The sequence below is a fragment of the uncultured Stenotrophomonas sp. genome (assembly GCF_913778665.1).
Lineage (GTDB): Bacteria > Pseudomonadota > Gammaproteobacteria > Xanthomonadales > Xanthomonadaceae > Stenotrophomonas.
This window is the reverse complement of sequence record NZ_CAJYVQ010000002.1, coordinates 264,237-276,381: the sequence shown is the minus strand read 5'-3', so window position 1 is coordinate 276,381 and position 12,145 is coordinate 264,237. Positions and strand designations below refer to the sequence as shown.

At 66.6% G+C, this 12,145-nt stretch carries 8 protein-coding genes; 2 read left to right on the top strand and 6 right to left on the bottom strand.

What is annotated here, in order from left to right:
- Window positions 1-12 precede the first annotated feature (12 nt).
- The 6 genes from QZ853_RS02155 to QZ853_RS02130 form a co-directional block, all read right to left on the bottom strand.
- Entirely contained in the window at window positions 13-303 is a 291-nt protein-coding gene (locus tag QZ853_RS02155; RefSeq protein ID WP_295570367.1) for a hypothetical protein, read from the bottom strand.
- Window positions 300-764 (bottom strand): GNAT family N-acetyltransferase, encoded by a 465-nt coding sequence (locus tag QZ853_RS02150; protein ID WP_295570366.1) that lies wholly within the window; start codon window positions 762-764, stop codon window positions 300-302. The genes QZ853_RS02155 and QZ853_RS02150 overlap by 4 nt, the downstream gene beginning before the upstream one ends.
- Before the next feature lie 141 nt (window positions 765-905).
- The gene (locus QZ853_RS02145; protein ID WP_295570364.1) at window positions 906-1,292 is read right to left on the bottom strand and encodes an SseB family protein; all 387 of its coding nucleotides are present in this window, start codon (window positions 1,290-1,292) and stop codon (window positions 906-908) included.
- Between the two features lie 125 nt (window positions 1,293-1,417).
- Window positions 1,418-3,133, bottom strand: coding sequence for an alpha-amylase family glycosyl hydrolase (locus QZ853_RS02140; RefSeq protein ID WP_295570362.1), 1,716 nt, complete (start codon window positions 3,131-3,133; stop codon window positions 1,418-1,420).
- Entirely contained in the window at window positions 3,133-4,617 is a 1,485-nt protein-coding gene (locus tag QZ853_RS02135; RefSeq protein WP_295570361.1) for an MFS transporter, read from the bottom strand. Before QZ853_RS02135 ends, QZ853_RS02140 begins: the two co-directional genes overlap by 1 nt.
- Complete coding sequence (locus QZ853_RS02130) at window positions 4,614-6,806, bottom strand: Six-hairpin glycosidase-like protein (RefSeq protein WP_295570359.1); 2,193 nt, start codon at window positions 6,804-6,806, stop codon at window positions 4,614-4,616. The genes QZ853_RS02135 and QZ853_RS02130 overlap by 4 nt, the downstream gene beginning before the upstream one ends.
- 237 nt (window positions 6,807-7,043) lie before the next feature.
- On the opposite strand from QZ853_RS02130, the gene QZ853_RS02125 reads away from it, so the two are divergent.
- A complete protein-coding gene (locus tag QZ853_RS02125; protein WP_295570357.1) occupies window positions 7,044-9,098 on the top strand; it encodes a glycoside hydrolase family 97 protein in 2,055 nt (684 codons plus the stop codon).
- Between the two features lie 234 nt (window positions 9,099-9,332).
- Window positions 9,333-12,089 carry a TonB-dependent receptor gene (locus QZ853_RS02120; RefSeq protein ID WP_295570355.1) on the top strand — a complete coding sequence of 919 codons (2,757 nt, stop codon included), beginning with the start codon at window positions 9,333-9,335 and terminating at the stop codon, window positions 12,087-12,089.
- The last annotated feature ends 56 nt before the right edge of the window (window positions 12,090-12,145 follow it).

The following is a 12,145-nucleotide window of genomic DNA, read 5'->3' as shown; positions in this document are numbered from 1 at the left end:
GGCCGCGCGGGCTCAGCGCGCGGCCTTCGGCCCCAGCACCGCCAGCAGCACGAAGACCACGATCGAGGCGACGGTGCCGAGCGCCGCCGACACCCCGAACACCCACGCCGAGCGGCCCCGTTGGCGTGCCCACTGCGCCAGATGCCAGGCTGCGCCCAGGTTGATCAGCCAGGCGATGACAAACACCGGCCATTGCGCGATGCCTACCGCGCGCAGCAGCGGCATGGCCACCAGTGCAGCGACGATGGCCGCGATCAGGAAGATCAACGCGGAGCGGGAATGGTGTGCTGTGGAGACGCTCATGCGGCCAACCTGCGCACCATCACCAATACACGACAGCTGCGGTTTTCGGCTTCCTGCAGCGGCTTCCAGCCAAGCCGCGCGTACAGTCCACCATCCAGCGCCTCCGTCTGCAGGTACAGATGCGAAACACCCATCCGCGCGGCCTGCGCCGACGCCTGCTCGACCAAGTCGCTGGCCAAACCGCGACCGCGATGGCTGTCGGCCACGAGTACGCTTCCCAGCCAGTGCTCGTACTGAGGGAAGGCCGGCATCTCGCGGCGCTTGAGCTGCACGGCGCCGACCACCTGCCCGCCGTCAAAGGCCGCGATCAGGTGCGGGAAGCCTTCGGCGTCCTGCGGCGGATTGAGCCTCTGCTGTTCCTGTTCCAGTGTCAGGCCGGCGTCCTGGCCCCATTGTGCGTGGTACCACTGGGCCAGTTGCAGGCGTTCCGGCGCGTCGCTGGGTAATACCCTGAACTCCATGGCCAAGCCTCGATCCCGATGTCATCCAAGGGGATCACATACGACGCCCGAAGGAAAGCCCTCTGTAGCGTCGAGCCGTGCTCGACTGATCTGGCATCGTGCGAAAAGGCAGCCGAGCATGGGCTCGGCTCTACAGCACAATCAGCCCTGGGCAAAGTCCTTGAGGATTTCGCCGATGCCGCTGGGCGAGATCTCGAAGCCCAGTCGGGTGCCCGGGTTGATCACCACGCCATAGCCACCCGGCGCGCGGCGCAGCACGTCCAGCATCAGCCAGCGGATCTGGTGCGGAACCTGCTGGCTGTAGATGCCGACCCGCGACGGGTCGGTGAACACGGCCACGTGCAGCGTGCCCTGCTTGTCGAACAGCAGGGGGTCGAAGCCGCTGCCGTCGGGGGTGACCAGGCTGCCGGTCAGCAGCACCACCTCGGAGGCGACGAAGGCTTCCATGAACGCGCGGATCGGTATCGTCCCGTCCATGGCCGCCTTCAGCAGGGTTTCAATCGGGGTCTGCGGGGCGAGGTCGGTCATGGCGGTACGGCGGCGCGTGAGGGGTGCCCATTGTAGGGGCGAGCTTGCTCAACTGCTCCAAGAGCGTGCCAACCGAGGTTGGCGCCCGCCAGAGCGGGAGCGCCTGGCCATGCCCGGCGGCGCTTTCAGCGCCCCAGCCGCTGGTCCCGCGCCTGCTGGTCAGCCATCGCCTTGTCCAGTTGGGCCTGCAGGGCCGGCTGCTGCACGGGCGCATCCAGCACGTAGACCTTCACCCCGTGTGCGGGCACTTCTGCCGTCAGGGTGCCGTCTACCGTCTTCGCCCCACCGCCCAGCGCATCGCGCCAGGTACCGGGCTGCAGGTAGCGATCCACTTCGATGCTGCGCGCGGCATCGCCCTTGTTCAGCAGCACCAGCGCGGTCTGCGCCACATCGCCGTGCTGCAGCACGCGGAAGAACACCGCTTCATCGCCGTGCAGCCGCTCGTTCACCTGCAGGCCGCGCTGCAGGGCCGGGGTGGCCTCGCGCAGCTTGGCGATGCGCTGCAGCGGCGCGAAGATCGGGTTCCGCGGCGCGTCATCCACGCGCGATTGGCCAAAGTAGGCCCGGTTGCCGGCATGCTCGGCGCGGCCGCGCATGAAGCCGGTTTCCGAACCGTAGTACACGACCGGGATACCGCGCGCGGTGAACAGCCAGTTGTGCGCGTCGATGAAGCCGTTGTCACTGGCCTGCAGGCGCGGCATGTCATGGTTGTCGTAGAAGCTCATCAGCTCGTACGGATTGGCATACGGGCCACCGCTCAGGTGCAGCGGCTCAGCCAGCGTTTCAAAGCCCTTGCCTGCAGTACCGAACGTCTGCTCCAGTGCACCGCGCAACGGGAAGTCGAGCACGCTCACGTTTGCATTGGCTGGCCAAGTGTGCTCGGCGATGCGCGCGGCATCGTAGTCGAACGCTTCGCCGAACATGAACATGCCCGGATGCTCGGTGCGGATGCGCTTGACGAATTCATGCCACCACGGGTGCGGCAGCCAGCCGATGGTGTCGATGCGCAGCGCATCCACGCCCTGCGCGGTCCACTGCAGGTAGGCGCCCACCAGGTAGTCCATCACCGCCGGATTGTCCTGGTTGAAGTCGGACAGCTCGGCCAGGTTGCCGTCGAAGATCGAGCCGTCCTTGCTGTCGACCGGACCGATGTTGTTGTAGAACGCGTGCAGCGGGTTGTGCTTTGGATCCAGCTTCTGCGGCGGCAGGTTCTGGTGGTCGGCAATCAGCTTTCCATCCTTGTCGAAAATCTGGCCAAACTGCGGTTGCCGCGTCGGCATCGTCCAGGCCGGCGAACCGTGGTTGCCAACGATGTCCAGCACCACCTTCAGGCCAGCGCCGTGCAGGCCCTTGGTCAGGCCGGCAAAGTCCAGGTCCTTGCTGGGCAGGTGCTCGTCGAGTTTGTAGAAGTTGATGCCCCAGTAACCGTGGTAGCCGGTCTTGCCGCGGTCGGTCAGCGTGCTGGTGCAGCTGATCGGCTTGCTGCCGGTGAAGGCTTCGTCCGGGTTGTCCACGATCGGTGTGATCCACACCGCACCGAACCCCAGGTTGCGGATGTACTGCGCATTGTCGAGCACGCCACGGAAGTCACCGCCGAGATAGCCGATGTTTCCGTCGACCTTGTCCGGGCACGGCACCGGGATATCGAAGGTGCGGTGCTTGCCCCCCTGGTCGCGGTGATCGTTGGACGGATCGCCGTTGACGAAGCGGTCGGTGACCACGAAGTACACCGCATCGCTGGCGAACGGTTCGGTGGTGCCGACGTAGTCCGGGCGTGGTGTGGCCACGGCATGTCCGGCAAACAGGGCAAGGGAAACAGCAACAGCCAACGCAGCACGCATCACACCACCTCCGGTCGGGACGGAACCCGCAGCACGCACAGGCCGGCGACGAACAGGCTGCAACCGCCCAGCACCAGCACATGCATCGGCTGGCCGCCCAGCCAGGCGCGCAGGGCAAAGCCGAGCGCACTGGCCGCGACCAGCTGCGGGATCACGATGAAGAAATTGAAGATGCCCATGTACACGCCCATCTTCGACGCTGGCACGCTGTCGGACAGCAGCGCATACGGCAACGACAGGATCGACGCCCAGGCGAAGCCGACGCCGACCATCGACAGCAGCAGCCAGTGCGGATCGCGGATGAACATCAGCGAGACCAGGCCGGCGCCGCCCAGCCACAGGTTGACCAGATGGCTCCAGCGCAGGCCGATGGCACGCACCATCGGTGGAATGAGCACTGCGGCCAGCGCAGCAAAGCCGTTGTAGGCGCCGAACAGTACGCCCACCCAGTTGGCGCCCTCATTGTAGGCCGCCGTCTTCGGGTCGGCCGAACCGAAGTGGACACCGGCCACCGCCGCCGTGGTGTAGATCCACATGGCGAACAGCGCGAACCACGAGAAGAACTGCACCCAGGCCAGCCGCCTCATGGTCACCGGCATCGCCCGCAGGTCGCCGACGATGACGGCCAGCATATGCGTTCCAGGCAGCGCACGGGCCACCGCCAGCAACAGGCCGTAGCCTGCACACAGCCCCGCCAGCACGTACAGCATCCTGTCACCCTGGCGCCAGGCGATCAGCAGGGCCAGCAGCATGCCCAGCCCCAGCCACAGCGCCACCTGCGTCCACGGTGCCGGTCCGCTGACCGCGCGCGCGGCATGGTGCGAAGGTGGTTCGGCATCGTCGAATGCAGCCAGCTGTGCCGGCGAATACTCACGGGTGCTGACCACCGTCCAGGTGATCGCCGCCAGCAGCACCACCGCGCCGAAGTAGAATGCATAGCGCACGGTGTCCGGCACTTCACCGGCAGCGGCCGTATTGGCCACGCCGAAGTGGGCGAGGATGAATGGCAGGAAGCTGGCGACGATCGCGCCCACGCCGATGAAGAAGCTCTGCATCGCATAGCCGGTGGGGCGCTGGCGTGGCGCCAGCTGGTCACCGACGAAGGCACGGAACGGTTCCATCGACACGTTGATCGAAGCATCCAGCACCCACAGCGTGCCGGCGGCGATCCACAGCGTCGGCGAGTTCGGCATCACCAGCAGCGCCAGCGTGGTCAGCACCGCACCGATCATGAAGAACGGGCGACGGCGGCCCCAGCGCGTCCAGGTGCGGTCGGACAAGTAACCGATCACCGGCTGTACCAGCAGGCCGGTGAGCGGTGCGGCGATCCACAGCCCGGGCACCGCCTCAATGTCTGCGCCCAGCGTCTCGAAGATGCGGCTGGCATTGGCGTTCTGCAGCGCGAAGCCGAACTGGATGCCGAGGAAGCCGAAACACATGTTCCAGATCTGCCAGAACGACAGCTGTGGCTTAGAACGATTCATCGTGCGCCCTCGCCCACGGCCACCTGCGCCACCTTCAATGCCTGCACCTGCGCCTGGTTGAGCACTCCGTCGCGCCCGCCCTTGCCGCCGGTGTAGTGCGCGAAGTGTTCCAGCATGCTCATGTTGAAGCCCTCTTCAAGCGTGACCGTGCACCGGCCCCTGGGCACCGCGAACGTCGCCGCCGTAGAGTCCTGCACGGCCACGCTGTGCGGCATCGCCACCGTGTGCCGTTGTGGCGGCTGGCCCGCGCACTGCAGCGCCAGTTGCTTCACGGCAGCGGTGACGCCGGTATTGATCGGCCCGTTTGGATTGGCGTACTGCAACCGCAGGCGTACGTGCCCGGCCTGTGCTGCGGTGAACTGCCAGTATTGTGTGCCCCGCAGCAGCAGCTGCGGACCGACGCAGCGCATCGGGCTGTGCAGAGATTCCAGCCCGCCGTCACGGCGGGTCAGGCTGAGGCAGTGCTGCAGGCCATCGTCGCTGATGCGCGCCACGCCGTTGCTGGCGGTCACCGCCCTGCCGTCCTGCCACAGCACGTGATGCGCGGCGACCTGCACGTCCCAGCCCGCGCCCTTGCGCAGGGCCTGCGGCGCTACCGGTGTGATCGGTGCGCGCGCGTTGGCGTCCGCCGTCGTGGTCGCAGAACCGGCCGATGCCGGTGCGGGGACCAGCTGCACGGTTGTGGTGGCACCACGCGTCTTCACCTTGCCCGCCACCAGCACCCCATCGCCCAGCTGCTTCGGGCGCTCCAGCACATAGCGCTTGCCGGCCACTTCCAGACTGATGCTGCGCTGCGTGCCGAACAGCTCCGGCACCAGCACCGCCGGCAGCTTGGGCTGCACACGGCCATCGTCCTGAACACCGAACACGCCCTCGATCACCATCGACAGGTACCCGGCCACCGACCACAGCTGCCGTTCGGAGTTGACCACCGGGCCGCTGAGCGCGCCTTCATCGACGTGGACAGCCTGGGTGACCAGCTCGTAGTTCTCCATGTTGGAGCCGGCCAACGCAGCGCCCCGCATCAGCGAGCGGATCTCGGCAGCGATGCGCGGTGCATCGTCAAGCTGCCGCGCCGCACGCAGCGAGTAGGCGCTGACGAACGGCCAGATCGCACGGTTGTGGTAGATCGGCTGCTGCGCTTCCTGCGGCCAGACCACCGGACTGCCGGCCCGTCCCGTCGGGTAGGCGGCCAGCGCGCGGCGCGCACGTTCGGCCGGCAACACCTCGGCGAGGATACCCAGCGACAGGCCGAGCAGATCCACCTTGGCATACGGCACCGGGTGCGCGGCTTCGCCTATGTAGCTCATGTACTGGCCGATGTCCTCGCGCCAGAAGCGCGTGTCGATCTGCTGCGCAAGCGCGTCGGCCCAGCCTCTGTACTCGGCCGCGCGGGCGTCACCGCGTTGGACGGCCAGCTGCTCGGCCAGGCGCAGCGCCTGGTAGTGCAGCACGTTGGTAGACAGCGCATAGGAATCACCAATGAAACGCACGTCTTCGCGGGTCCAGTCCGGGTAGGTCTGCTCGCGCCAGTCCAGGAACGAGGTCTCGCCGCGGTACAGGCCCATCTGCGCGTCGAACACCATCGCGCGGTCCTGCGCCAGTGTGCCCTGCAGCGCCTGCCAGACCTGCTCGGCGAATGCTGGATCATCCAGCAGGTGGCGCGCGGCCAGGAACCAAACGACACGGTCGCTGCTGATCGGCCAGCTGCCACCCGAGCCGGTGTCCTGGGCGACGAACAGCCCCGGCGTATGCCCATCGCGCGCCGCCGACAACTTGAACTGCAACGACTGCCGGGTGCGCTGCGGGTCCAGCCGCGCCAGCGCCAGGTCGGCGGCGAAGCTGACATCGCGGGTCCATACATAGGGCCAGCGCGCACCGGTCTGGAAGCACTCGCATGGCACGGGCCGGCCTTCGTCGAACGCAGGATCGCGGATCGCGTCCACGCGGTCCTGGTCCATCTCCTGCTGCGCCAGCGAGAACAGGGCATCGAACATCACGCTGCCGGTCCGGCTGCGCATCGGTGCGGATGCGATCTGCACGGCGCCCTTCGGTGCATGCAGCACGAAGCGGCCGTCGGCTGCGGCTTCGGCGCGCGCGTGGCGGCCGTCGAATTGCAGGTCGGCCGCCTGCGCGGTCGATCCCAGCGCTGCCCCCAGGGCAGCGGTCAGGCAAATGATCTTCAGCATCGAAGCGGCGGACCGGCTTGCGCCCGTCGGCCTCCCTCCCTCTCTGCACGCGTTGTAGGTCCGCACCGTCGTGGCCGGCGGGCGGGCGCGGCCCCTCCCTCAAGGAGCCCTGGCCCCATGGTAGACGCGGGGCTGTCAGCTGCGCCCAGCTGCATACGTATTCATGCCATTGCCCGGTAGCGCGCTGGCCGCGCTGGCTTATGGTCCGGGTCTGCCAACGGCGCCTTTGGAGGGGAAATGCCGATGTCATCCACTGCTGTACGCAGCGTGCTCGCGCACCTGTTCGGCCTGGCGCTGCTGGCAATGGCGACGCTGTCGCAGGCCGCCCCGCAGGTTGTCAGTGTCGAATCGCCGGGCAAGGTGCTCAGAGCCAGCCTGGTGCTGGACGGCGGCACGGCGCGCTATCGCGTCGAGCGTTTCGGCGAGACCGTGGTGGAGGATTCGAAGTTGGGCTTTGCCCTGCGCGATGGCCGCCTGGATCGTGATTTCGCGGTGATCGGCCAGCAGCAACGCAGCGTCGATGAAAGCTGGGAACAGCCGTGGGGCGAACGCCGTCTCACCCGCAACCACTTCAACGAGCTGACCGTGCAGCTGGCCGAGACCACTGGCAGCAAGCGGCGGCTGGATGTGGTGTTCCGCGTCTACGACGATGGCCTTGGCTTCCGCTACATGTTCCCTGAGCAGCCGAACCTGCGCGAAGCGATCATCGATGACGAACTGACCGAGTTTGCCATCGCACAGGATTCCACCGCCTGGTGGATTCCCGCCGGCGAACCGATCCATTACGAGTACCTGTACCAGCGTACCCCACTGCGCGAAGTGCCGCTGGTGCATACGCCGATGACCCTGCGCAGCCGCGATGGCCTGCACGTGGCGATCCACGAGGCCGCGCTGGTGGACTACGCCGGCATGTGGCTGCGCCGCACCGAGGGCCAGCGCCTGCGCGCGCAACTCTCACCTTCGGCCGAAGGCTGGAAGGTGCGTCGCGCCCTGCCCTTCACCACACCGTGGCGCACGCTGCAGATTGCTGACCGTGCCGGTGGGCTGGTCGAATCGGACCTGATCCTCAACCTCAACGAGCCCAACGCGCTGGGCGATGTGAGCTGGGTGAAGCCAGCCAAATACCTGGGCGTGTGGTGGTCGATGCACCTGGACAACGAGAGCTGGGCGACCGGGCCGAAGCATGCGGCCACCACCGCCAAGACGAAGAAGGTGATCGACTTCGCCGCCGCGCATGGCTTCCGTGGCGTGCTGGTGGAAGGCTGGAATCCGGGCTGGGACGGCATGTGGGTGGGCAACGGCTACGACTTCGATTTCACCCGCGCCACGCCCGATTTCGATATCGAAGCGCTGTCGGCGTATGGCCTGAAAAAGGGCGTGCACCTGATCGGCCACCACGAAACCGGCTGTGCCATCGAGCACTACGAGGATCAGTTGGGCGCCGCGCTGGACCTGTACGCACGGCTGGGGGTGGACCAGTTCAAGACCGGCTACGTCTGCGACGATGGCCAGGTCGACCGGCGAAATCCGGCTGGCGGCCCGCTCTGGCGCGAGTGGCACGACGGGCAGTTCATGGCCCGCCATCACCTGAAGGTGGTGCAGGAGGCCGCGCGCCGGCACCTGTCGGTGAACCCGCATGAGCCGATCAAGGACACCGGCCTGCGCCGCACCTACCCCAACTGGATCTCGCGCGAAGGTGCGCGCGGCATGGAATACAACGCCTGGGGCCAGCCGCCGAACCCGCCGGAGCACGAGGTCAACCTGGTGTTCACTCGGATGCTGGCCGGGCCGATGGATTACACCCCCGGCATCCTCAGCCTGAAGGGTCGCCACGGCCAGGCCATCCCCAGCACGCTGGCCCGCCAGCTTGCCCTGTACGTGGTGCTGTACAGCCCGATCCAGATGGCCGCTGACCTGCCCGAGCACTACCTGCAGCATCGCGAGGCGTTCCGCTTCATCGAAGACGTGGCGGTGGACTGGGAACAGAGCCGCGTGCTCGATGGCGAAGTGGGCGACTACGTGACGATCGTGCGCCGCGACCGCAACAGCCGCGACTGGTTCCTCGGCAGCATCACGGATGAACACGGCCGCGTGCTGCCGGTGTCGCTGGGCTTCCTGGAACCCGGAGTGCGCTATCGCGCAGATATCTACCGCGATGGTGACGGCGCTGATTTCCGCAGCAACCCGTTCGCGTTCGCCCGCGAAATCCGCGAGGTGACCAGTGCCGATGCCCTGACGCTGGTGCTGGCGCCGGGCGGTGGGCAGGCCGTTCGATTCACGCCTGTTCGCTGAACGTTTTCCGGCCTGCGCGCCCCTGTAGCAGCCGAGCATGGGCTCGGCTCTAAAGAACGATGCACCTGAAAGCGATTACATCCCTGCAAACGCCATTGAATACGTATGCAGGGTGATTCCCGCGAAGAACGCGCTGCCTACCATAGCGGCGACGACAGCGGCCACCGCGTCGCACGTCCTCGGCTCGGCCGGGGCGCTCACGAATCGATCTGCAACATTGCCTGGGAGGGGAAAATGTTGAACCACAAGCGCAGTGCGCTGAGTCTCGCGCTGGCCGTTGTCCTGACGCCGACGCTGGCGTCGGCACAGTCCACGCAGAGCACCACCACGCCGGCCGGCACCGCCGCCACCAACCTGGATACGGTGCAGGTCACCGGCATCCGCCGCGGCATCGAGAACGCGATCGCGGTCAAGCAGGACTCCACGTCGGTGGTGGAAGCAATCTCCGCCGAAGACATCGGCAAGCTTCCCGACGTCAGCATCGCCGAGTCCATCTCGCGCCTGCCCGGCCTGGCCGCACAGCGCGTCGCCGGACGTGCGCAGGTGATCAGCGTGCGCGGCCTTTCGCCGGACTTCGCCACCACCCTGCTCAATGGCCGTGAAGTGGTCAGCACCGGTGACAACCGTGGCGTCGAGTTTGACCAGTACCCGTCCGAGCTGGTCAACGGCGTGACGGTGTACAAGACCCCGGATGCGGCGCTGGTCGGCCAGGGCCTGTCGGGCACCATCGACATGCAGACCGCGCGTCCGCTCAGCTTCGGCGAGCGCGTAATCGCGGTCAGTGGGCGCTACCAGAAGAGCTCGCTCGGCCGTGCCGCCAACGTCGATCCCTACGGCAACCGCTTCAGCGCCAGCTACATCGATCAGTTCCTGGACAAGACCCTGGGCATCGCCATCGGTTACGCGCACAGCGACATGCCGATCCAGGAGAACCAGGTCGGCCTGTACGAGCCGTGGACCACCGAGCACACCGACAAGGGCGACCGCCCGGGCGTGGGCGCAGGCACCTATTTCTCCGACGGCATCAAGGCGCTGCGCCGCACCGGCAACAACAAGCGCGACGGCGTGATGGCCACGATCCAGTTCCGGCCGAACAACAGCTGGACCAGCACCTTCGATGCATTCCACACCGAAGCCGAGCAGATCGACACCGCCAACCAGTTCGAGCTCAACCTGAGCAACTACAACGGCAATTACACCCCGGGCCTGCTGGTCAGCAACCCGCAGGTCAACGCCAATGGTTCGTTCACCGGCGGCACCGCCAGCGGCGTGTACCCGCTGGTGCGCGGCATGTACAACAAGCGCAAGGACAAGATCGATGCGTTCGGCTGGAACAACGAGTTCAACTTCAGCGGCGTCAAGCTGGTCGCCGACCTGAACTACTCCAAGGCCACGCGCGATGAGCTGAACCTGGAAAACAACCTGCAGCTGACCCCGATGCCGCAGCTGGATACGGTCGGCGTGTCGATCCGCCAGAACGGCTTCTCGCAGATCAGCCCGGGCCTGAACTACTCCAATCCCGATGCGCTGTTCCTGACCAACACCATCTATGGCTCCGGCTACGGCAAGGTGCCGCAGGTGGAAGACCGCCTGAAGGGCGGCAAGCTGGCCGCGACGATTGCGCTGCCCGAGGCCATCGCTTCGTGGGCGCCGGATCTGGACATCGGCGTGAACTACGCCGACCGCCGCAAGGTCAAGACCCAGTCCGAAGGCAACATCCTGCTCGGTGCACAGGGCGATGCCAACATCGCCTCGGACCTGCAGTACCGCCCGGTCGACCTGAGCTTCGCCGGCCTCGGCACCATCCCGGCCTGGAACGTGCCGGCCGCGGTCGGTCGCTACATGACCTTCAACCCGGTCGACAACCTGGACTACCTGATTCCCAAGTCGTGGACGGTGCAGGAAAAGATCACCACCGCCTGGGCGCGTCTGAACATCAACACCGACATCGGCGTGGTCGGCGTGCGCGGCAACATCGGCGTGCAGATGCAGCACACCGACCAGAGCTCGGATTCGCGCTACTGGGACAGCTCGCAGCCGGCTGGCAGCAACATCCAGCCCTACTCCGCTGGCCGCAAGTACAACGACTGGCTGCCGAGCTTGAACCTGGCCTTCATGTTCCCGCACCAGCAGACGCTGCGCTTCGCCGCCGCCAAGCAGGTCGCACGCCCGCGCGTGGACCAGATGCGTGCCGGCCTGGAATTCGGCGTGGATACCGGCACCGGCCGCCCTGGCGGCAGTGGTGGCAACCCGTTGCTGGACCCGTGGCGCGCCACCGCACTGGACCTGTCCTATGAGAAGTACTTCGGCGAGAAGGCCTACGTGGCCGCCGCGATCTTCTACAAGGACCTGAAGAGCTACGTCTACACCCAGTCGGTCGACAACTACGACTTCACCGCACTGCTGGGCAGCTACGTGCCGCCGCCGGGCATGACCGCACCGGTACTGACCACCGGCACCTTCTCCGCGCCGCAGAACGGCAAGGGCGGCACGCTGAAGGGCCTGGAACTGACCGCGTCGTTCCCGCTGGAGATGCTGACCGACACCCTGCGCGGCTTCGGCGTGCAGGCCAGCGCGACGTTCAACAAGAGCGACATCACCATCCTGGATCCGGAAAGCGCGTCCAGCGTGGGCACCGATCCGATCAGCCTGCCCGGCCTGTCCAAGCGCGTGTACAACTTCACCGCTTATTACGAGCGCAGCGGCTTCGAGGCACGGGTGAGCCAGCGCCGCCGCTCGGACTTCATCGGTGAGATCGGCAACTTCAACGGCAACCGCAGCCTGCGCTACGTGGTGGGCGAAAACGTGACCGATGCGCAGGTCAGCTACACCTTCAGCGACAGCAGCGCCCTGCGTGGCCTGACCCTGCTGCTGCAGGGCAGCAACCTGACCAACGAGCCGTACCGCACCTACGCCGGCAGCAAGGACCGCCCGCTGGAGTACATCGAGTGGGGCCGCACCTACATGCTGGGCGTGAACTACAAGTTCTGACAACCGGCCGGCAACGCACCGGTAGCGCCGGGCCATGCCCGGCGACACACAAGGGG

What these genes read in the sequence shown, in the direction of transcription:
- QZ853_RS02130 (WP_295570359.1), bottom strand. Translation starts at nt 6,806, where the DNA reads ATGCTGAAGATCATTTGCCTGACCGCTGCCCTGGGGGCAGCGCTGGGA.
- QZ853_RS02155 (WP_295570367.1), bottom strand. Translation starts at nt 303, where the DNA reads ATGAGCGTCTCCACAGCACACCATTCCCGCTCCGCGTTGATCTTCCTG.
- QZ853_RS02145 (WP_295570364.1), bottom strand. Translation starts at nt 1,292, where the DNA reads ATGACCGACCTCGCCCCGCAGACCCCGATTGAAACCCTGCTGAAGGCG.
- QZ853_RS02120 (WP_295570355.1), top strand. Translation starts at nt 9,333, where the DNA reads ATGTTGAACCACAAGCGCAGTGCGCTGAGTCTCGCGCTGGCCGTTGTC.
- QZ853_RS02150 (WP_295570366.1), bottom strand. Translation starts at nt 764, where the DNA reads ATGGAGTTCAGGGTATTACCCAGCGACGCGCCGGAACGCCTGCAACTG.
- QZ853_RS02125 (WP_295570357.1), top strand. Translation starts at nt 7,044, where the DNA reads ATGCCGATGTCATCCACTGCTGTACGCAGCGTGCTCGCGCACCTGTTC.
- QZ853_RS02135 (WP_295570361.1), bottom strand. Translation starts at nt 4,617, where the DNA reads ATGAATCGTTCTAAGCCACAGCTGTCGTTCTGGCAGATCTGGAACATG.
- QZ853_RS02140 (WP_295570362.1), bottom strand. Translation starts at nt 3,133, where the DNA reads ATGCGTGCTGCGTTGGCTGTTGCTGTTTCCCTTGCCCTGTTTGCCGGA.